This is a genomic window from Saccharothrix sp. NPDC042600 (assembly GCF_040647305.1).
Classification (GTDB): domain Bacteria; phylum Actinomycetota; class Actinomycetes; order Mycobacteriales; family Pseudonocardiaceae; genus Actinosynnema; species Actinosynnema mutabilis.
Genome location: NZ_JBEZBW010000004.1, coordinates 37,591 through 58,298, shown reverse-complemented (window position 1 = coordinate 58,298; position 20,708 = coordinate 37,591). Strand labels below are relative to the sequence as shown.

General features: G+C 72.8%; 19 protein-coding genes. 13 read left to right on the top strand and 6 right to left on the bottom strand.

Translation table 11 applies throughout. The features are described from left to right. Position 1: 1 nt before the first annotated feature. The 10 genes from AB0A74_RS04960 (at position 2) to AB0A74_RS04915 (ending at position 12,133) form a co-directional block, all read left to right on the top strand. Positions 2-238 (top strand): acyl carrier protein, encoded by a 237-nt coding sequence (locus tag AB0A74_RS04960; RefSeq protein WP_358247570.1) that lies wholly within the window; start codon positions 2-4, stop codon positions 236-238. Further along, entirely contained in the window at positions 232-1,371 is a 1,140-nt protein-coding gene (locus tag AB0A74_RS04955; RefSeq protein ID WP_358247569.1) for an acyl-CoA dehydrogenase family protein, read from the top strand. Before AB0A74_RS04960 ends, AB0A74_RS04955 begins: the two co-directional genes overlap by 7 nt. After that, the gene (locus AB0A74_RS04950) at positions 1,364-2,389 is read left to right on the top strand and encodes an acyl-CoA dehydrogenase family protein (RefSeq protein WP_358247568.1); all 1,026 of its coding nucleotides are present in this window, start codon (positions 1,364-1,366) and stop codon (positions 2,387-2,389) included. The genes AB0A74_RS04955 and AB0A74_RS04950 overlap by 8 nt, the downstream gene beginning before the upstream one ends. Continuing rightward, positions 2,386-2,973 carry a 4'-phosphopantetheinyl transferase superfamily protein gene (locus tag AB0A74_RS04945; protein WP_358247567.1) on the top strand — a complete coding sequence of 196 codons (588 nt, stop codon included), beginning with the start codon at positions 2,386-2,388 and terminating at the stop codon, positions 2,971-2,973. The genes AB0A74_RS04950 and AB0A74_RS04945 overlap by 4 nt, the downstream gene beginning before the upstream one ends. Further along, complete coding sequence (locus tag AB0A74_RS04940) at positions 2,970-3,881, top strand: hypothetical protein (protein WP_358247566.1); 912 nt, start codon at positions 2,970-2,972, stop codon at positions 3,879-3,881. Before AB0A74_RS04945 ends, AB0A74_RS04940 begins: the two co-directional genes overlap by 4 nt. Beyond that, entirely contained in the window at positions 3,878-5,434 is a 1,557-nt protein-coding gene (locus AB0A74_RS04935) for an AMP-binding protein (RefSeq protein ID WP_358247565.1), read from the top strand. The genes AB0A74_RS04940 and AB0A74_RS04935 overlap by 4 nt, the downstream gene beginning before the upstream one ends. Continuing rightward, positions 5,427-7,742 (top strand): condensation domain-containing protein, encoded by a 2,316-nt coding sequence (locus AB0A74_RS04930; RefSeq protein WP_358247564.1) that lies wholly within the window; start codon positions 5,427-5,429, stop codon positions 7,740-7,742. The genes AB0A74_RS04935 and AB0A74_RS04930 overlap by 8 nt, the downstream gene beginning before the upstream one ends. Further along, positions 7,739-9,271, top strand: a complete 1,533-nt coding sequence (locus tag AB0A74_RS04925; RefSeq protein WP_358247563.1) for an amino acid adenylation domain-containing protein — start codon at positions 7,739-7,741, stop codon at positions 9,269-9,271. Before AB0A74_RS04930 ends, AB0A74_RS04925 begins: the two co-directional genes overlap by 4 nt. A gap of 79 nt (positions 9,272-9,350) precedes the next feature. Then, entirely contained in the window at positions 9,351-11,315 is a 1,965-nt protein-coding gene (locus AB0A74_RS04920; protein ID WP_358247562.1) for an AfsR/SARP family transcriptional regulator, read from the top strand. Positions 11,316-11,467: 152 nt separating this feature from the next. Then, positions 11,468-12,133 carry a response regulator transcription factor gene (locus AB0A74_RS04915; RefSeq protein ID WP_358247561.1) on the top strand — a complete coding sequence of 222 codons (666 nt, stop codon included), beginning with the start codon at positions 11,468-11,470 and terminating at the stop codon, positions 12,131-12,133. On the opposite strand, the gene AB0A74_RS04910 is transcribed toward AB0A74_RS04915, so the two are convergent. Beyond that, positions 12,117-12,515, bottom strand: a complete 399-nt coding sequence (locus AB0A74_RS04910; protein ID WP_358247560.1) for a DUF4267 domain-containing protein — start codon at positions 12,513-12,515, stop codon at positions 12,117-12,119. The two genes, AB0A74_RS04915 and AB0A74_RS04910, sit on opposite strands and share 17 nt — an antisense overlap. A gap of 87 nt (positions 12,516-12,602) precedes the next feature. On the opposite strand from AB0A74_RS04910, the gene AB0A74_RS04905 reads away from it, so the two are divergent. Next, entirely contained in the window at positions 12,603-13,175 is a 573-nt protein-coding gene (locus AB0A74_RS04905; RefSeq protein ID WP_358247559.1) for a TetR/AcrR family transcriptional regulator, read from the top strand. Between the two features lie 687 nt (positions 13,176-13,862). Here AB0A74_RS04905 and AB0A74_RS04900 read toward each other — a convergent pair. From AB0A74_RS04900 to AB0A74_RS04880, 5 genes are read right to left on the bottom strand one after another with little or no spacing between them, the layout of a single operon-like run. Then, the gene (locus tag AB0A74_RS04900) at positions 13,863-14,489 is read right to left on the bottom strand and encodes a hypothetical protein (RefSeq protein ID WP_358247558.1); all 627 of its coding nucleotides are present in this window, start codon (positions 14,487-14,489) and stop codon (positions 13,863-13,865) included. Next, positions 14,482-14,913 (bottom strand): thioesterase family protein, encoded by a 432-nt coding sequence (locus tag AB0A74_RS04895; protein WP_358247683.1) that lies wholly within the window; start codon positions 14,911-14,913, stop codon positions 14,482-14,484. The genes AB0A74_RS04900 and AB0A74_RS04895 overlap by 8 nt, the downstream gene beginning before the upstream one ends. 50 nt (positions 14,914-14,963) lie before the next feature. Beyond that, entirely contained in the window at positions 14,964-15,881 is a 918-nt protein-coding gene (locus AB0A74_RS04890; RefSeq protein WP_358247557.1) for a crosslink repair DNA glycosylase YcaQ family protein, read from the bottom strand. Further along, positions 15,878-16,864 (bottom strand): LacI family DNA-binding transcriptional regulator, encoded by a 987-nt coding sequence (locus AB0A74_RS04885; protein WP_358247556.1) that lies wholly within the window; start codon positions 16,862-16,864, stop codon positions 15,878-15,880. The genes AB0A74_RS04890 and AB0A74_RS04885 overlap by 4 nt, the downstream gene beginning before the upstream one ends. A gap of 11 nt (positions 16,865-16,875) precedes the next feature. Then, the gene (locus tag AB0A74_RS04880; protein ID WP_358247555.1) at positions 16,876-18,426 is read right to left on the bottom strand and encodes a glycoside hydrolase family 13 protein; all 1,551 of its coding nucleotides are present in this window, start codon (positions 18,424-18,426) and stop codon (positions 16,876-16,878) included. Between the two features lie 112 nt (positions 18,427-18,538). On the opposite strand from AB0A74_RS04880, the gene AB0A74_RS04875 reads away from it, so the two are divergent. Further along, on the top strand, positions 18,539-20,188 hold the full coding sequence (locus AB0A74_RS04875; protein ID WP_358247554.1) for a carbohydrate-binding module family 20 domain-containing protein: 1,650 nt from the start codon (positions 18,539-18,541) through the stop codon (positions 20,186-20,188). Positions 20,189-20,308: 120 nt separating this feature from the next. Then, positions 20,309-20,659, top strand: a complete 351-nt coding sequence (locus AB0A74_RS04870; RefSeq protein ID WP_358247553.1) for a hypothetical protein — start codon at positions 20,309-20,311, stop codon at positions 20,657-20,659. The last annotated feature ends 49 nt before the right edge of the window (positions 20,660-20,708 follow it).

Below are 20,708 nucleotides of genomic sequence, written 5' to 3'. Positions count from 1 at the left end.
AGTGGATTCCCGTTTCGCGGACATGCTGCGGCCGTTCCTGAAGTACGCGGGCGGCGCGGAGATCACGGTGGAGTCGTCGTTGCGCGACCTGGGCCTGGACTCCATGCAGGCCATCGAGCTGCTGTTCGCCATCGAGGACACCTACCAGGTGTCGCTGCCCGACGAACTGCTCACCGACACCACGTTCGCCACGGCCGGCAGCCTGTGGGCCGCGATCTCCGGGGCGCGGTCGTGCTGACGCTTCCGGAGGTGCTGGCGGTCGTCGCCGAGGAAGCCGGCGAGGCCGACCGCGAAGCGCGGTTCCCGGTGCGGTCGTTGGCGGCGCTGCGGTCGTCGGGGCTGTTGGGGCTGCTCGTGCCGGGCGAGTTCGGCGGCATGGGCGGCGGGTACGCCGAGATGGTGGACGTGACCCTGCGGCTGGCCCGCGAGGACATGTCGGTGGCGATGGTGTTCGCCATGCACTGCCAGCAAGCGGCCACGCTTGTGCGGCACGCCGGCCCGTCGCTGCGGGAGCGGGTGCTGCCGGCGTTGGGGCGCGGCGAGCTGTACCTGGGGTCGGTGACCACCGAGCGCGGCAAGGGCGGGCACCTGCTGGTGTCGGAGTCGGCGACCACCGGGGACGCCGAGGTGCTGCGGGTGGACCGGGACGCGCCGATCGTCACCGGCGGCGAGCACGCGGACGCCTACCTGATCACGGCCCTGGCGCCGGACGCCGCCTCGCCCAGCCACGTGTCGCTGGTGTACGCGGACCGGTCGCAGCTGGACGTGTCGGTGCTGGGCGGGTGGGACCCGTTGGGCATGCGGGCCACGCGCAGCGTGCCGATGCGGCTGACCGGGGCGGTGCCGGTGGCGCAGGTCGTGGGCGCGCCGGGCGGGTTCCGCGACATCGTGACGGCGACGTTCGGGCCGTTGGCGCACCTGGGGTGGGCGGCGGCGTGGCTGGGCGCGGCGTGCGGGGCGTTGTCGCGGGTGGTCGGGCACATCCGGTCGCCGGAGGGGCGCAAGCAGTTCGACACCGAGTCCGACCTGCTGCTGTCCCGGTTGGCGGTGGTGCGCGGCCGGCTGGAGGTGGTGAACGCGGTGCTGCGGCGGGCGGTGGACGTGGTGTCCGCCGCTCCGGACCTGTCCGCCGCGCCGGCGCGGATGCTGGTCAACACCTTGAAGGTCGAGGCCGCGGCGCAGTGCTTCGCGGCGGTGGACGTGCTGGTCGAGATCGTCGGGTTGCGCCACGGGTACCTGCGCGGGTCGGCACTGTGGCTGGAACGGGTGTTCCGGGACCTGCGGTCGGCGTCGCTGAACTACGCCGACGACCGGCTGCGGCTGGCCAACGGGGTGGCGGTGCTGCTGGACCCGGAGGTCCGCCTTGCGTGAGGCGGTGCCGGCCCTCGACGCGCGGGCGGTGTGGGCGTCGCTGGGGCGGTCCGGGGTGCTGGCCGAGGACCGGCCGGTCGAGGTGTTGCGGTCGGTGCTGCCGTCGCTGGACGCCCGCCACCCGTTGGGGATCGTGCTGTCGGTGTGCGTGCAGATCGCGTCCGCGTTGCCGATCCTGCGCTCGCACGGGCCGTCCGGTGTCGTCGGGCGGGTGTGCGCGGAGGCGGTGCGCGGTGAGGTCGTGGTGGCGTTGGCCGCGACGGACGGCGGCGCGGCCGGGTCGGACCTGATGGACTTGACCACGTCGGCCCGGTTGTCGCCGGACCGGGTGGTCGTGGACGGCGGGAAGCGGTGGATCACCAACGCCCTGTCGGCCGATCACGCGTTGGTGCTCGCTCGGCACCGGCCGCAGCGGCACTTCACCAGTTTCGCGTGGGTGCTGGTGCCGCTGGATGCCGCCGGGGTGACGCGGGAGTCGGCCGGGTCGTGCTTCCCGGGCGCCGGGGTGGGGCATCTGACGTTCTCCGGGGTGTCGTTGGGGCGTGAGCACGTCGTGGGCGCTCCGGGGCGGGGGTTGGCGGTGTTCGCCCGGCACGTCGCGACCGAGCGGTTGGCGGGGGCGTTGTGGGCGGCCGTGCTGTGCCGGCGGGTGTTGGCCGAGACGCGGCGGGTGTTGGTGTCGCGGCCGTTGGGCGGCGGGGTGGCTTGGGACAACGCCGTGGTGCGGGACCGGTTCGCGCGCGGGTTGGTGGAGGCGCGGCGGGTGGAGGCGTTGTGCGCCTCGTTCCGGGAGGGGGAGCTGGTGGACAGCATGCTGGTGAAGGTCGCGGTGGCCGAGAGCGTGGACCGGGTGCTGGCGGCGTGCGCGGAGTTGCTGGGGGCGGACGCTTTCGCGGACGGAGGGGTGGCCGGGTTGCGAGCCGAGGCGGCGATGTTCGGCATCGCCGGTGGCGCTTCGGGCGCGCTGCTGGCCGGGATCGCCGACCACGCGGAGGACCTGGTGGGTGGTGCGCGGTGACTTCGAACGCGGGCACTGTCGCCTCGGCGGGCGTTTCGGTTGTCGCGCCCGGGGTTTTCGCGGTCGCGCCGGGTGTGTTCGCCGCGGTGGGGCGGGCGGCTTGCGCGTCGGAGGGGTTGGCGGCGCGGGGGATGTTGGCCCGGTTGCTGGGTGTGGTGGAGCCGTCGGCCGCGTTGCTCCCCGTGTCGTCCCGGGAGAGCGGGCAGCCCTTCCTGGAGGGGCGGCCGGAGCTGTCGGTGAGCCTGTCGCACGACGGCGGGTGGGTGGCGGCGGCGGTCGGGATCGGGGTGGACGTGGGTGTGGACGTGCAGCCGCCGTTGCCGGTGTCGCACGGGATGTTGCGCCGTTGTTGCACCTCGACCGCGTTCGCGGCGCTGTCGTCCCTGTCCACTGTGGATGGTGAGTTCGCGTGGATGTGGTCGGTGCAGGAGGCGTGCGTGAAGGCGGAGGGCACGGGGATCGGCGGGCTGCCGTGGAGCGTTCCCGTCGAGGTCGGGCAGGTGACCGGCGGGTGGCACGGCTACCGCTGGCACCGGCTGCCGACCCCGGTCCCGGCGAGTTGCGCCTACCGGGAGCGGGCATGAGCGAGTTCACCGGGTTGAGCTGCTACACCGCGAACCTGCTGGCTTACCTGGCCGCCGTGGACGACACCGCCGTGGACCGGTTCGCGGAGTCCGTGCGGCTCGCGGTCCGGCTGGACGAGCCGGCGTTCTCGCACCACCGCACGCCCCTGGACGTGCTGCCGGACGGCTCGGTGCTGCGGTACGCGAGTGGCGGCGAGGAGACGGCGGAGGCGTTGCGGGCCGAGATCGCCTTGCACGGACGGGTGATCGTGGTGGCGGACAACGCTCGGCTGCCGTGGTCGCCGTCGTTCGGGACCGCGGCCACCGCGCCGCACTGGGTGCTGCTCGACGGGTGCGCGGGCGACGAGTGGCACGTGGTGGACCATTTCGCCGGGTTGCTGCCGACCGGAGAGCAGCGGCCCTTCGAGGGCGTGATGAGCACCTCCGCGCTGATGCACGCCATGGACGGGCCGGAACGCTTGTCGCCCATGCAGGTCCGGCGGAACGCGTTGGCGTTCGGGCACCCGGTCGAGGTGCCGGGCGGTGGTCGGACGTGGCTTCGGCGGGAGCGGGGGGCGGCCTCCGGCCCCCGGTTCGATTCTCGCGCTCGGGTACGACAGTTCGTGGGCGTCGGCGAGGCGTTGCCGTTCCTGGCGGAGTGGTTCCGGCGGGATCCGGTGGGGGCTTCCGTCGTTCTGGACGACCTGTGGACGGCTTCGGGGCACCACGTGTTCCGGTATCGGCGGGTCGGGGACGACGGGGCCGCCGACGCCTGGCGGCAGTTGCCGGGGGCGTTGCGGTTCGCCGTGGACTCCGCTCGGCGCGGCCGGCCCCGGGACTCGCTGGTGGACCTGACGTTTCGCAACCTCCTGCACATCGAGAGCGGCAGGACGCCGGTCCTGCCGTCACGCGGAAGGACGGCACGATGACATCCCTCTACGCACGGTTCCGGTCCGCCGCCGAAGCCAACCCCGACCGGATGGCCCTGGAGGTCAACGGCGTCGAGCTGACCTACGCGGCCCTGCGAGCGGCGGCCGAGTGGATGTCCGCGCGCATGGTCGAGGCGTTGGGGGGCGCGTCGCCGACGAAGGTCGGGCTGCTCACCTCGCGGTGCGCGGTCAGCTACGTCGCCTACCTGGCCGCGCTGCGGCTGGGGGCCACCGCGGTGCCGCTGAACCCGGCCGCGCCCGCCCTGCGCAACCTCACCATCACCGAGGACGCGGGCCTGGAGCTGACCGTCGTGGACGACACCTCCGGCGCGGACGTCGGCGAGTACCGGCAGAAGACGCCCGGCGAGGTGCTGGACCTGACCGGCGACCGGTGGCGGCCCATGCTCGACCCGCGCGGGCCCGTGCCGCCGGAGGCCGAGCGCGGACCCGACGACATCGCCTACCTGATCTTCACCAGCGGCACCACCGGCAGGCCCAAGGGCGTCCAGGTCACCCACGACTGCATGGACTCGTTCCTGGACGAGATCGTGCCCCGGTTCGGGTTCGGGCCCGGCGCGCGGGTGTCGCAGACGTTCGAGATGTCCTTCGACGGGTCGGTCATCGAGATCTTCGGCGCGCTGGCGTCCGGCTCGACGCTGTGCGTGGCCCAGCACAGCGACGTGTTCACGCCGGTGCGGTTCGTCAACGAGAAGCAGCTCACGCACTGGCTGTCGGTGCCGTCGCTGATCTCGTTCGCCAAGCGCTTGCGCGCCCTGGCCCCGGGGTCGATGCCGACGTTGCGCAGCAGCCAGTTCGGCGGCGAGGGGCTGACGTTCGAGCAGGCCGAGGCGTGGTCGGCGGCGGCCCCGAACTCGAAGGTGCAGAACTGCTACGGGCCGTCGGAGGCCACGGTCATCGTCACCGGCTACGTGGTGCCGCGCGACCGCGCCGACTGGCCGGACGTGTCCAACCGCCACATCCCGCTGGGCCACCCGTTCCCGAACGTCGAGTGGGTGCTGCTGGACGAGGACCTGCGCGCCGGCGACGACGGCGAGCTGTGCCTGCGCGGCCGGCAGCGGTTCCCCGGCTACCTGGACCCGGGCGAGAACGTCGGCCGGTTCGTGCGGTTCGAGGACGGCGTCGGCACGCTGTACGACGGGTCGGAGCCGCTGACCCCGCGGCACTACTACCGCACCGGCGACCGGTGCCGCATCGAGCACGGCGAACTGGTGCTGGTGGGCCGCATCGACGAGCAGGTCAAGATCCGCGGCAACCGGGTCGAGCTGGGCGAGATCGAGTCCGCGCTGCGCAAGCACCCGGCGGTGGTGGAGGTCGTGGTGATCACCGTGACCGCCGCCGACGGCGAGGTGGACCTGCACGCCCTCTACACCGGCGCGGAGGTGCCCGCGGCGGAGTTCGCCGAGCTGCTCGGCGGTCTGCCCCGCTACATGCACCCGCGCGGGTTCCACCGCCGCGACGCCATCCCGTTGACCACGGTCGGGAAGGTGGACCGCAAGAAGCTGACCGCGCAGTTCGCGGCCGGCGGTGCGTGACCCGAGGGCCACCCCGGCGCAGGAAGCGCTGTGGTGGGCGCACCAGCGGGCGGCGCGCAAGTCCGTCTACCACATCACGTGGCGGCTGGGCTGCGCGTCGCCGCCCGACCCGGCCGCGCTGCGCGCCGCGTGGCGGGCGGTGGTCGACCGGCACGACGCCCTGCGCATGGGCCTGGCCGCCGACGACGGCGTGGTCCGGGCGGCCGTCGCCGACCGGCTGAGCGCGCCGGTGCGGACGGTGTCGGTGGACACGTCCGGCCCGGCCGCCCCTCTGCTGGCGCGCATCGCGGAGGAGGTCCACGACGAACCCATGCCCCTGGACCGACCGCCCCTCGCGCGCCTGGTCCTGGTCCGGGTCGACGACGAGCACGAACTCCTGCTCACCGCACACCACTCCGTTGTGGACGGTTGGGCGATCCGCCTGGTCCTGGACGACCTGTCCACCGCCTACCAAGCCGCCCTGAGCGGCGGGCAGCCGACCTTCCCCGAAGCGCCGTCCTTCGCCCAGTACGCGCTCGACCAACGGGCGGCGGAGGAGAAGGGCCGGTGGCGCAAGGCGATCGAGCACTGGCGGACCGCGCTGGACGGCGCCTCGGCGGTCACCGTCGCGCCGGACCGGCCCGTGCGGGCCAGACCCGGCGGGGCGGGCACGACGCTGCGCCACGAGGTCAGCCCGGAGGCCGCACGCGGTCTGGCGGCCCACGCCCAAGCGGCGGGCACCACGTCGTTCGCGGTGATGTTGGCGGCGTTGCAGACGGTCCTGGCCCGGGGCGGTGCCGGCGGCGACGTCACGGTCGCCACCCCGGCGGCCAACCGCCTGACCGCCCGCGAGCAGAAGCTGGTCGGCTACCTGACCAACCTGGTCGTGGCCCGCGCGCACATCAACGACACCGACACCGTCGCGGACGTCACCACCCGCGCCCGCGACACCGTGTGGCAGATGCTGTCCCACCAGACCGCCCCCTACCCGAAGGTCTTCGCCGAACTCCCGGACCACACCAAGGCCGCTCTGGGCGACATCCCGCCGGTGGTCCTGACCCACCTGGGCCCCCTGTCCTCGGGCCTGAGCCTCGGCCCCATCCCCCTGACCCCGCACCGCAGCCCCAACCGCGCGGCCCGAGCCGACTTCACCATCGGCTACTGGGACACCGACGACGGGATCGTCATCGAGGTCGAGTACAGCGAGGACCGCTACGACCGGGCCACCACCCTGCGCCTCCTGCACGACCTCGACACGGTCCTGGCCGCGGCGCCAACCGACCCGATCAGCTCCCTCCCCCTGCGCACCAAAACCGTCGAAGCCCGCACGCCCGCCGAACCCGGAATTGTCGGTCCCCCGTGGGACAATGGAACCGGGGGCCGGAGGCCGCGCCCCACCGCCACCCCACCCCAGGACCGGCCCCTCCCGCCGGCGATCACCCACGCGTGGCGGCAGGTCCTGGGCCACCCGCCCACCTCCCCCGACCAGGACTTCTTCGCCGCCGGCGGCACCTCCCTCACCGTCCTGCACCTGGCCGCGGCCGTCGAAGCGGCCACCGGCGAACGCCCGGACCTCATCGCCTGGCTCGCCGACCCCACCCCGCGCCGCCTGGCCGGCCAGGGCCGCACCGACACCCCGACCACCCTGGTCGTCCTGCGCGACACCACCGGCCCCCACCTGCACCTGGTCCACGGCGCCGGCGGCTCCCCGCAGGACTTCCGCGACCTGGTGGACGCCCTCCCCGGCTGGCGCGTCACCGCCTCCCAGGACCGCACCACCCACACCACCGTCACCGCCCTGGCCGCCACCTACGCGGCCGACCTCTCAGGCCAGGCCCCCGACGTCATCGCCGGCTGGTCCTTCGGCGGCCTGGTGGCCCACGAGATGGCCCACGACGCCGCCCTCCTGCTCATCGACACCCCACCCCCGACCGGCCACCCCGACCACCCGACCACCGCCGACTTCGCGGCCATGGTCACCGACCTCAAGGCCCCCGACTCCGACGACGACACCCTCGCCGTCCGCGCCCTCGCCGCCCACCTGGCCGTGACCGGCGACGACGTCCCCGCCTGGGCCCTGGTGGACCGCTGGCACGCCTACCGCCGCCACGCCCGCGCCGGCGCGGCCCACGTCTCCGAGAAGAGGACCCGGACCGCCGCCACGGTGATCGCCGCCGACCTCACCGACGACGACGTGACCCGCTGGCGCGCCCACCTGCCCGACGACACCCGGGTCGTGCGGGTCGCCGCCGACCACTGGACGGTCCTGCGCGCCCCCGCCGTCGCCCGGGTCGCCGACGCCGTCCGCAGCCTCCGGGAGACCCGATGACGACCCTGTTCACCCGAGTCGCCGAGACCGCCCGCCGCCACCCCGACCGGACCGCGCTGGAGGTCGGCGACGACGCCCTGACCTACCGCGAGCTGGTCGAGCTGGCCGAGCGGACCGCCGCCCTGCTCAGCCGCGCCGGCACCCCGCGCGTGGTCGGGCTGCTCGCCGCCCGCAGCCTGCCCGCCTACGCCGGCTACCTGGGCGCGTTGCGGCTGGGCGCGGCGGTGGTGCCGCTGAACCCGGCGTTCCCGCCGGCGCGCAACCGGACCATGTGCGAGCAGACCGGCGTGGACGTGGTGATCGTGGACGACCGGGGCGCGGAGACCGCCGCCGCGGTGACCACCGGCCCGGTCGCCGAGCTGCGCGACCTGCCGCCGCCGCACCGCGGCCCGGTCCCCGACGACCTCGACGCCGTCGCCTACGTCCTGTTCACCTCCGGCTCGACGGGGACGCCGAAGGGCGTGCCGATCAAGCACCGCAACCTGGCGACCTACCTGCCCTTCTGCGCCGAGCGCTACGAGGTCGGCCCCGGCGCGCGGGTGTCGCAGGCGGCGGACCTGACCTTCGACATCTCCGTGTTCGACCTGTTCGTGGCCTGGACGTCCGGGGCGACCGTGGTGGTGCCGCAGGCCGACGAGCTGCTGGTGCCGGTGCGGTTCGTGGCCGGGCGCGGGATCACGCACTGGTTCTCCGTCCCGTCGGTGATCTCCATCGCGCGGCGGCTGCGCGCGTTGCGGCCCGGGGTGATGCCGGGGCTGCGGTGGAGCATCTTCGGCGGCGAGCGGCTGACCCACGAGCAGGCGCGGGCGTGGGCGACGGCCGCGCCGAACAGCGTGATCATGAACGTCTACGGGCCCACCGAGACCACGGTCACCGTCACCGACTACCGCCTGCCCGCCGACCCCGACCAGTGGCCGCGCACGTCCAACGGCACCCTGCCCATCGGGCACGTCTACCCGCACGTCGAGGCCGTGGTGCTGGGCGAGGACGGGCGGCCGGCGCGCGAGGGCGAGCTGTGCGTGCGCGGCGAGCAGCGGTTCGACGGGTACGTGGACCCGGCGGCCGACGCGGGCAGGTTCGTCACGACCGACGGCCCGCGCTGGTACCGCACCGGCGACCGGGTGCGGGAGGAGGACGGCCTGCTGGTGCACGTGGGCCGGGTGGACCACCAGGTCAAGATCAGCGGCTACCGGGTGGAGCTGGGCGAGGTCGAGGGCGTGCTGCGCGGCCACGACCGGGTCCACGACGCCGTGGTGGTCGCGGTGCCCGGCGCCGGCGGGGACCTGGTGCTGCACGCCTGCTACACCGGCGCGCCCGGCCTGGACCGGGAGCTGGCGCAGGCCGCGGGCCGCCGCCTGCCGGTCTACATGCTGCCCTTCGCCTACCGTCATTTCGACGGGTTCCCGGTCAACGCCAACGGCAAAGTGGACCGGTCGCGCCTGGCCGAACTGGTGGGTTCTCCACCGAAAGTGGAGACACCCTCGTCCGCAGTCGCGCCGGGAACGGACGCCGGCTCACCTCGGGTGTAGGTCTTGCCCGACGATTGTCCTGATGTGCCAACGATTCCCGGTGTGCGATTGTTGAGCATCGTTCGGGTGGGGAGGGTCGTTGGCGACTTCGGCGTTCGGCGGCGCCCGGTTCCGGTTGCTGGGGCCGGTCGAGTTCTCCTGCGGCGACGGGTGGCGGTCGATCGGGTCGACCAAGCAGCGCACGTTGCTGGCGCTGCTCTTGCTGCACGCCAACCGCGTGGTCCCGGTGGCCCAGCTGCACGCCGAGCTGTGGGGCGACCGGCCGTACTCGCGGGTGAAGAACCTGTTGGCGGGCTGCGTGTGGCGGCTGCGCGCCGCGCTGGGCGACGAGGCCGGGCGGGCGCTGGTGACCCGGCCGGGCGGGTACCAGCTCACCGTGCCGCCCGGCGCGCTGGACCTGGCGGAGTACCAGCGGTTGGTGGACGTGGGCCGGGTGCGGCGGGCGGCCGACGACCTGCCGGGCGCGCTGGAGGCGTTCACCGCGGCGGTGGAGCTGTGGCGCGGCGAACCGCTGGCGGACGTGTCGTTCACCCAGTCGGTGATGGCCGAGCGGGCGCGGCTGGAGGAGTCCCGGCTCACCGTGGAGGAGATGCGGCTGGGGCTGCGGATCGAGCTGGGCGAGCCGGACGAGGTGCTGCCGGAGCTGAAGCTCGTCATCTCCCAGCACCCGCTGCGGGAACGGCTGCACGAGCACCTGATGGTCGCGCTGTACCGGTCGGGACAACAGGCCGACGCGCTGGGCGCGTACCGCGACCTGCGCCGGCTGCTGATCGACGAACTCGGCGTGGAGCCCAGCAAACCGTTGCGGGACCTGCAAGCCCGCATCCTGGCCGAGGACGTGGGCCTGCGCGCCGCGCCGCCGTCCCGGCAGGCGCCGGACCTGCTGCCCGCGTGCGACCCGGTGTTCCACGGGCGGGAGGCCGAGGTGGCGCGGGTGGCGGCGGCGTTGGCCGAGGGCGCGGTGTGCGCCGTGCACGGCATGGCGGGCGTGGGCAAGAGCGCGGTGGCGTTGCGGGCGGCGCACGCGGTGGCGGACCGGTTCCCCGACGGCCGGGTGCACCTGGACCTGCGCGGCTCCACCGACCACCCGCTGGACCCCGCGGACGCGCTGACCGCTCTGCTGGACGCCTTCGGTGTGCCACTGGGCGAATCGCGGCCGGCCGCGCAGTGGGCCGCGGTGGTGGCGGAGCGCCGGGTGCTGCTGGTGCTGGACGACGTGCGTGCGGCGGAGCAGGTGAAACCGTTGCTGCCACCGGGATGCGCGGCCGTGCTGACCGGGCGGGCGGCGGTCGGCGCGGCCGACGGGTACCGGCAGCTGCGGCTGGGCCGGCTGCCGGTCGCGGCGGCGGTGGGGTTGCTGCGGCGGGTCGTCGGGCACGAGCGGGCGGACGCCGAGCCGGAACCGGCGGCGGCGGTGGTGTCGTGGTGCGAGTGCCTGCCGCCGGCGGTGCGGGTGGCCGGCGGCCGGCTCGCCGCGCGTCCGGAGTGGACGGTCGCCGACCTCGCCGACCGGTTGGCCGACCCGGGGCAGCGGCTGGAGGTGCTGACCGGGGTGCGGGAGCTGCTCGGGTCGTGCGTGCGGCGGCTGCGCGCCGACGGCGACCGGACGGCGGTGACCGCGCTGACCCTGTTGGCGGAGCTGGACCTGCCGGTGGTGACGGCGTGGACCGTGGCCGCCCTGCTGGACACCGCCGAGGGCCCGGCGCGCTGCGCGGCCGAGCGGCTGGTGGACGCCGGGCTGCTGGAACCGTTGCCGCACAACCGGTACCGGGTCGCGGCGCTGGTCCGGCTGCACGGCGCGGGCGCGGACCCGGACGCCGACCCGGCGGCGGCGGTGCAGCGGGTCGTGGACCGCTACCGCGAGCAGGTGCGGGAGCTGACGACCCGGCGGTCCGGCGGGCTGTCCTGGTACCGCGAGCACCGCGGCACGCTGCGCGCGCTCGCCCGGCTGGACCGCACGGACACGCTGCCGGCCGCGGTGGACCGGTTGCGCTGGACGTTCACGCCCCGTCCCGCCGTGCCGACGCAACCGCCGTACCGGTGAGGCGGCGGTCACAGTCCGCTACCCGGGTGGTCGCGGTGGCGGGACCCCGAAGCCGTCCGCCCGCTTTTGTGGTCGGCACGGGTGCGGCTCCCACATTCCGGGAGGCATCATCGGGCCCTGGCCAGACCCGTGAGCGCGTTGGGGGCGAGTGGATGGCTGCAGAAGTGCCGGGTGTGCGCCGCAACGGCGCGGCGCCGCCCTGCCGGGTGCTGCTGGACGAGGACAACGAGCTGATCCGCACCGGCCTGCGGATCGTGCTCGACGCCGAACCCGGCATCACCGTGGTCGGCGAGACCGCGCCGGGCGACGACCCCGCCGCCGTCCGCCGCGACACCCGGCCCGACCTGGTGGTCAGCGGCCGGGCGGGCGGCGCGTTCACCGGGCTGCCGGTGGTGGTGCTGTGCCGGGACGCCTCCGCCGAGGAGGTGGAGCGGGCGGTCCGGGACGGCGCGCGCGGGCTGTTGCTGTGCAGCGACTCCGCGTGGCACGTGGTCGAGGCCGTCCGGGCGGTGGCCGAGGGCAAGGGTTTCGTGGCCCCGTCGCTGGCCGGGCAGGTGCTCGACCAGCTCACGTCGTGCCTGCCCGCCCCGCGCACCCAGGGCAGCGACCGGTTCGAACTGCTCACCGCCCGAGAACTGGAGGTGCTCAGGCTCCTGGCCAGCGGCCTGACCACCGGCCAGGCGGCGAAGGCGATCCACCGCAGCCAGGCGACGGTGAAGTCGCACATCTCCCACGCCCTGGCGAAACTCGGCCTGCACGACCGGACCCAGGCGATCGCGATGGCCTACCGGACGGGCCTGATCACCGGGCGGACGTGACCGCGCGGCGCTGTTCGACCAGCAGCAGCACGCCGATCAGGACGACCATGACGGCCGCCGACCCGTGGACGGCCAGCGCGTACCCGACCGTGCCGCCGTGCGTGGCGACCGCGACGCAGTCGCCGATCGGCATGATCGCGTCGCTGAGGATGACCCAGCCCAGCGCCTTGCGGTGGTTCATGAGCAGCAGGATCAGGGCGGTTGTGCCGTAGGCGATGTCCCGCACGCCCTTGACGATGTAGTAGCCCGTGCCCTCGTCGGTGGGCCACGGCGTGATCCCGAACCCCGAGGCCGCGCCCACCCCGTCGAGCAGGAAGCCCAGGCCGAAGTAGAAGCCCGCGAGGACGACGAGGACGGCCAGGACGGTGTTGAGGCGCTTCATTCGATGCTCCAGTTTCTAGCGCTGCTAGGTGTGAGAGCAACACTAGATGGCCGCCGCTCGCTTGTCTAGCGGTGCTAGCATCGGGGTGTGTCCATCCAACAGCGCCGTGAACGCGAACGCGCCGAACGCCACCGCCTGATCGTCAACGCGGCCCGGGACCTGGCCGAGACGGAGGGCTGGGAGGCGGTGACCACGCGCCGGCTGGCGGAACGGGTCGAGTACAGCCAGCCCGTGCTCTACAGCCACTTCAAGGGCAAGGACGCGATCGTGTCCGCCGTGGCGATCCAGGGCTGCGGCGACCTGGCACAAACCCTGACGGAAGCCCGGGACGCACACCCGGACCCCGTGGCCGCCCTGCGCGCGGTGGCCGAGGCCTACCTGGACTTCGCCCGAACCCGCCCGGCCCTCTACGACGCGATGTTCGTGCAGCGCACCGACATCCCGTTCGGCACCCCGGAGTCACCACCGGAACTGAAGGCGGCCTTCGGCGCTTTCGTCTCGGTAGTGCAACCCCTGGCCGGCAACCGAGACCTGGAAACCCTCACCGAGGTCTTGTGGAGCGCCCTACACGGCCTGGCAACACTGACCGGCAGCGACCGCCTACGCCCAGACCACCACAACACCCGCCTGGACCTCCTGCTAACCGGCCTACTGCCCTAAGCACAAACGCCCCACGGGGGCGGCGAAGCCGCAAGCGGGCAGTCCACCGGAGAGGACACAACCCAAGCCGGGCTTCTTGCTTGTGTCATCTCCGTATGGCCCGCCCGAAGGGCTACCACACTTTTGGTCGGGTGCAGCCGAATTTTTTGTGAGGAACGAGCAAAAAATTTAGCGGCACCCGGCCAAAAGTGTGGTTGGCTTTGCCGGGTCATGCGGAGATGACACAAGCAAGAAGCCCCCGCTTTGGCAGTTGTGTCATCTTTGGTGGCTCGCCCGCCGGCGAGGCTCTTTTGATCTTTGAACTGAACGCTGACGCTCTCAAGCCCTCGCTTCGCGGGTCCTCACGCAACGCGCTCCGCGCTCTCAAGCTCGAACGCGCTTCGCGCTCTAAAGATAAAAGCGGCCGGGAGGCCTCCAGTGGGGGGAAGGGCCTGCGTGTTCCCCACCGCATGACCTGGCGGAGCCAACCACACTTTTCGGGGGTCGGTCGAAAAACTTTTGCTCGTTCCTCGCAAAACTTTTTGGCCCGACCCCCGAAAAGTGTGGTAGCCCTTCGGGCAGGTCATACGGTGGGGAACACGAAGGCCCCTTGTGGCTGGGAGCCCAAACCAAAACCGCCGCTGCGCGGCGGGGCGCGCTTCGCGCGAAAGGGCGGAGCGGCGCGGGGGTCAGACCGAGGAGCCAGGGTCAGACCAGGAGCGGGAGCATGGAGTGGCGGCGGCGGACTACCGCGCCGAAACGGGCATCGATGCGCAGCCACGAGTCCGTTGCCGTGACCCGCACGTCGTCGCCGCCCAGGAAACCCATCCCCGACAACGCGAACAGGCACCGCAGCGGCACCTTCACGTCCAACCCCGACCCGCTGACCGTCAGCACCGTCTGGTCCAGCAACGACGCCGGTGGCGTCCCGTGCGGTCCGGTGTTCTCGCGGGCTACCGCCACGCCCTGTTCGGCCAGGTCCGACACCACGTTGCCCGGCAGGCGGTCCACCTGTTGCCAGCCCTCGGCCGGGGGCAGGGCCGAGCGCCACAGCAGGTCCTTCGGTGCGCCCGGGTCGATGGTTTCGCTGCGCACGACCGCCAGGCCCGTCAGCAGGTCCGTGCCGGACACCGTGACGTCGCCGGGGGTGATGCGGCCGGCGACCGTGCGGGTGGCCAGGGTGTCGAACGGGGTCGCCACCCAGGCGTCCAGGAGGTCGCCGGACGGGCGGTTGCGCAGGCGGACGACGGTGGTCGCGTCCAGGCGGACCGCTCGGGCCACGAACGCGCCCAGGTCGTCTCGCTCGGACGGGTCGGCCAGGACCAGTTCAGGCACCGTTGCCTCCGGCACGCCAGCCCGCGAGGAAGTCGCGTTCGGCTTCTGATAGACGGCGCGGGCGTCCGGCCGTGAGGTTGTAGGGCACCATCAGGGTCTCGGCGGTCGCGACCACCGGGCTCCCCTCCCGGCGCCCGTTGCGTACGGTGTAGTCCAACGTGAAGGACGCGGACTTCAATTCCCGGACCGACATCTCCACCACGATCTCGTCACCGGTGAACACCAGCGGGGCCAGGTAGTCGACCACCAGGCGGGCCACCACCACGCCCTCGGCCATGTCCGGCACGCCGTGCCGCGCCGCCTCGGTGAACAGGAGGTCTATCCGCGCCTCTTCCAGCAGGGTCACCGTGTTGGCGTGGTTGACGTGGCCGTACGCGTCCATGTCCGACCACCTCGGACGCACTCCCGTGACGAACACACCCAACTTGAACGCGCCTCCCATGTCGGACGGATCCACGTGACCCTATCCGACCGCTAAGCCCAGGTTGGAGCGCCGTCCACGCCCAGGAACCGGCTGAGGTCCGCGATCTCCCGGTCCAGGTCCGGGCGCGGGCCGAAGGCGTCGACCTCGAAACCGGTTCCGGTGCGCCGCCACGTCGCCACCACGCGGCCGTCCACGACCACGTGCGGGGTCAGGACGCCGCCGCCGGTCTGGATCCGGCTCGCGTGCGCCGGGTCCAGGGCGAGGCTGCGGTCCTTGTAGCCCAACAGGTACGTGTCGAAGTGGCCGAGCATGCGGGTGGTGCCGGTGGGGGTGGCCGGTTCGTCCTCGATCTCGGGCAGGTCGCGGAGCTGAGACTTGGGCAGGCCGCTCCACGCCGCGAAGTCGGCCACCGTGGCCGGGCCGTAGGCGCGTCGGTAGCGCCGCCACAACTGTTCCACCGTGCCGGGTTCCGGGATGTCCGTCAGGAGTGCGTACCGGTCGTCCAGGGTCCGGTACAGGACGCCGTTGGCCGCCGCGTAGGCCATCAAGTGGGCCGGTGCCTGGGACTTCGGGTCGAGGGTGATGCCGACCTCGGCCAGGCGGGCGACGACGTCCTGCCGGGGCAGGGGATCGGTGAGGACCTCGCGCAGGGCCGGGAGGGCTCGGGCGCAGAGGTCGTCGGTGAGGCCGAGTTCCTCGCGCCGGCGCTTCCCGCGGTGGACGTTGACCGGGGACAGCGGGCCCAGCACCCAGAGGTCGTCCCTCCTGAGCAGGTGCAGGGTGCCGCGCATGGCCCAGGTGCGGACGACGTCGCCGGTCAGGTCGTGGACGCCCCTGGCTCGCGCGGCCAGCCGCAGGGCGTTGACGTCCTGGGCCTGCAGGGCCAGGACGGAGTCCAGCAGTTCGTCGGTGGTGCTCGGCCGGTCGGACAGGCGTTGGGCGCGCATGCGTTGCGCCAGAACGGTCATCGCCTGGCCCCGGTGGAACCCCGGACCACCAGTTCCGGCTGGAAGACGAACTCCGCGTGCGGGGCCGGGGTGCCGCCGATCTCCTCCAGCAGCGCGTGCACGGCCGCCTGGCCCATCGCCTCCACCGGCTGGCGGATCGTGGTCAGCGGCGGGTCGGCGAAGACGATGAGCGGGGAGTCGTCGAAGCCGACCACGGAGATGTCGCCGGGCACGTGCAGGTCCCGGCGGCGGGCCGCGCGGATCGCGCCGAAGGCCATCAGGTCGCTGCCGCACACGACGGCCGTGCAGCCCCGGTCGTAGAGCTTGTCCGCCGCCGCCTGGCCGCCCTCGACGGTGAACAGCGAGTGCTCCACCCACGCCGGGTCGCGGTCGAGCTGGGTGAAGGCCTCGACCATGCGCTGGGCCGGGACGAACCGCGACGGGCCGACCGCGAGGCCGATCCGCTCGTGGCCCAGGTCCTGCAGGTGGCTCACGGCGAGGCGGACCGCGGCCCGGTGGTCCACCGAGACGAACGGGGCCTTGACGCGGTCGGTGTAGCCGTTGACCATCACGAACGGCACCCCGCGGCCGGCCAGCTTCACGTAGCGGTCGGTGTCGGCGGTGGTGTCGGCGTGCAGGCCGGAGACGAAGACGATGCCGGTGACGCCCCGGTCGACCAGCATTTCGGTCAACTGGTCCTCGGTGGAGCCGCCCGGGGTCTGGGTGCACAGGACGGGGGTGAACCCGTCGCGGCTGAGCACCTGCTCGATGACCTGGGCGAACGCCGGGAAGATCGGGTTGTTCAGCTCGGGTGTGATGAGCCCGATCAACCCGGCGCTGCGCTGCCGGAGGCGGGGTGGGCGCTCGTAGCCGAGCACGTCCATCGCGGCGACGACCGCCTGCCGGGTGGCGGGCGAGACGCCCGGCTTGCCGTTGACCACCCGGCTGACCGTCGCCTCGCTCACGCCTGCCTGGGTCGCGATGTCACTGAGCCGCGCTGTCACACCGGGTGACTCTACGGCCGGTGCCACCACACCGTCGTGTCAGACGGCACCACCAGCGTGGTGTCGGTGGTGCGGTGGTCGCCCGAGGCGAGCAGGACCTCGCCGGCGAAGGGCACCTCGACCTCCTCCGCGCCCAGGTTCACCACGCAGGTGAAACCGCGGCGGCGGAAGGCGAGGACGCCGGCCGGGGTGTCCAGCCACTCGACGTCCGTGCCCTGGCCCAGCGCGGGGTGGTCGCGGCGGATGCGCAGGGCGTCCCGGTACAGGTGCAGGGTCGAGGACCGGTCCTCCTGCTGGGCGGCGACGCTCAGCGCGCCCCAGGTGTCGGGCTGCGGCAGCCACGAGCCGCCGTCGCCGAAGCCGTAGGACGGGCCGTCGGTGGTCCACGGGATCGGGACGCGGCAGCCGTCGCGGCCCCGGTCGGTGTGGCCCGAGCGCTCCCACACCGGGTCCTGCAGGACCTCCTCGGGCAGGTCCAGCACCTCGGGCAGGCCGAGCTCCTCGCCCTGGTAGACGTAGGCCGAGCCGGGCAGGGCCAGCATGAGCAGCGCGGCGGCGCGGGCGCGGGCCAGGCTGCCGTAGCGGGTGACGTGGCGCTGCACGTCGTGGTTGGACAGCACCCACGTGGTCGGGGCCTGCACCGGGGCCATCGCGGCCAGGGACTCGTCGATGACGGTCCGCAGCGCCGCGGCGTCCCACTCGGCGGTCAGGTAGTGGAAGTTGAACGCCTGGTGCAGCTCGTCCGCGCGCAGGTAGCGGGCGGTGCGCTCGGGGCTGGGCGTCCACGCCTCGGCCACGCCCACCCGGACGCCCGGGTAGGAGTCGAGGACCTTGCGCCAGTCGCGGTAGATCTCGTGGACGCCGTCCTGGTCGAAGAACGGCAGCGCCTCGGTGCCCAGGAGCTTGAGCTGCTCGGTGCGGCCCACGTCGGGCAGGCCGTCGGCCTTGACCAGACCGTGCGCCACGTCGATGCGGAAGCCGTCCACGCCCAGGTCCAACCAGAAGCGCAGGACGTCCAGGAACTCCTCGCGGACCTCCGGGCGCTCCCAGTTCAGGTCGGGCTGCTCGGGGGCGAACAGGTGCAGGTACCACTGGCCGTCGGGGACGCGGGTCCAGGCGGGGCCGCCGAAGATGGACTCCCAGTCGTTGGGCGGCTGGTCGCCGTCGCCGTCGCGGAAGTGGTAGCGGGCGCGCTCCGGGGAGCCGGGCGCGGCGGCGAGGGCCTGCTTGAACCACTCGTGCTCGCTGCTGGTGTGGTTCGGGACGAGGTCCACGATGACCCGGATGCCGAGGTCGTGCGCGTCGGCGATGAGGGCGCGGGCGTCCTCGATGTCGCCGAACATGGGGTCCACCGCGCGGTAGTCGGCGACGTCGTACCCGCCGTCGGCCTGTGGCGAGGAGTAGAACGGGGTGATCCACACCGCGTCCACGCCGAGGTCGGCGAGGTACGGGAGGCGGGAGCGGATGCCGGGCAGGTCACCGACGCCGTCGCCGTTCGAGTCGGCGAAGCTGCGCACGTAGACCTGGTAGATCACGGCCTCGCGCCACCAGTCCTGGCTCATGGGTTCCGTCCTTCCTCCGGGAGTGGCGGGACCGATGAAATACTTTGCAAGTGTTTTCAGCAAGTCCCGCAGATGGTATGACCTAGAGCACATCCCTGCCGAAGGAGACAACGTGGTTTCCTCAGTCAAACGCGCCTTCCTGCTGTGCGCGGCCGTGCTGTTCAGCCTGCTGGTCGTTCCGCAAAGTTTTGCAACACCGCCGGGTCCGAAGGACGTCACCGCGACCCTGTTCCAGTGGCCGTTCCACCGGGTGGCGGCCGAGTGCACGTCCACCCTGGGCCCCGCCGGGTACGGGTTCGTCGAGGTGTCGCCCGCCACCGAGCACATCCAGGGCCACCAGTGGTGGACCTCCTACCAACCGGTCAGCTACCGGATCGCGGGCCGGCTCGGGGACGAGGCCGCGTTCCGCGACATGGTCAACACCTGCCACGCGGCGGGCGTGAAGGTCATCGCGGACGCGGTGATCAACCACATGAGCGCCGGGTCCGGCGTCGGGACCGGCGGCTCGTCGTACTCGAAGTACAACTACCCCGGCTACTACAGCGACTGGGACTTCCACTCCTGCCGGGCCCACATCACCGACTACCGCAACCGCGACAACGTGCAGAACTGCGAGCTGGTCGGGCTGTCCGACCTGAACACGGGCAGCGAGTACGTGCGCAACACCATCGCCGCGTACCTGAACCGGCTGATCGCGATGGGCGTGGACGGTTTCCGCGTGGACGCGGCGAAGCACATGGCCGCCGCCGACCTGGCCGCGATCAAGGGCAAGCTGACCAACCCCGGGATCTTCTGGGTGCACGAGGTGATCTACGGCACGGGCGAGGCCGTGCAGCCCGGCGAGTACACCGGGTCGGGCGACGTGGACGAGTTCCGCTACGCCTACGACCTCAAGCGGGTGTTCCAGAACGAGAACCTGGCCTACCTGAGCAACTTCGGGCAGGCGTGGGGCTACCTGCCGTCGGGGCAGGCGCGGTCGTTCGTGGACAACTGGGACACCGAGCGCAACGGCTCGACGCTGACGTACAAGGACGGCTCGACCTACACGCTGGCGAACGTGTTCATGCTGGCGTGGCCCTACGGTGCCCCGAACGTGTACTCGGGCTACGAGTTCACCGACCACGACGCCGGCCCGCCCGGTGGTTCGGAGTGCTACGTGGGCTGGAAGTGCCAGCACCGGTGGGCGCAGATCGCGAACATGGTGAAGTTCCGCAACACCGTCGCCGGGACGTCGGTGGTGAACTGGTGGGACAACGGGGCGGACGCCATCGCGTTCGGGCGCGGGACGCGCGGGTACGTGGTGGTGAACCGGGAGACGTCGGCGTTGACGCGGACCTTCCAGACCTCGCTGCCCGCCGGCACGTACTGCGACGTGCAGAAGTCCGGGTGCTCACCGGTGACCGTGGACTCGGCCGGCCGCTTCACGGCCACCGTGGGCGCGGGTGCGGCGTTGGCGCTGCACGTCGGCGCGACGTCGTCGGCGTCGGGCACGTCGTTCGCGGTGAACGCCACGACGTCGTTGGGGCAGAACATCTTCGTGGTCGGCGACCACCCGTCGCTGGGGGCGTGGAACACGGCGAACGCGGTGGCGCTGTCGTCGGCGTCCTACCCGGTGTGGCGGGGCTCGGTGGCGGTGCCGGCCGGGACGGCGTTCCAGTACAAGTACATCCGCAAGGACTCGTCCGGCGCGGTGACGTGGGAGAGCGGCGCGAACCGCACGGCGACCGCACCCGCGACGCTGAACGACACCTGGCGGCCCTAGCGCGGAGACGCTCACCCGGGCAGATGACACGGCGTCGCACGGTCGGGTGGACCGGCGCGCGGAGACCGCTGTGACCAGGGACGTTGGCGTGAGCATCCCCCGTTGAAAGGATCCGGTCCGATGCGCCTGCGCACCACGTTGGTCTCCACAGCCAGTGCTGTCGCACTGGTCCTCACGATCGCCGGGACCGCGTCCGCGGCCGAGGGCGAGTTCAGCTACCGGTACACCGACGCGGCCGGCGAGACGCGGAAGGCCGAGCTGATCGATCCGGACAACGCGCCGGTGTGCATCGAGGTCCCCGAAGTCGCCAACACGCCCGACGCGCACGCGTTCCGCCCCCGCAACCAGACCAATGTCAGGGCCATCGGGTTCAAGGCCTCCGGCTGCGTGGGGACCGACTCCTTCGAGCTGGCCGCCAAGGTCGGCAGGGGCTCGGACAAGACCCTGTTCAGGTCGGTCCTCTTCGCCTGAACACGCTGAAGGCCGGGGTTCCGCGCGGGAACCCCGGCCTTCAGCCCGT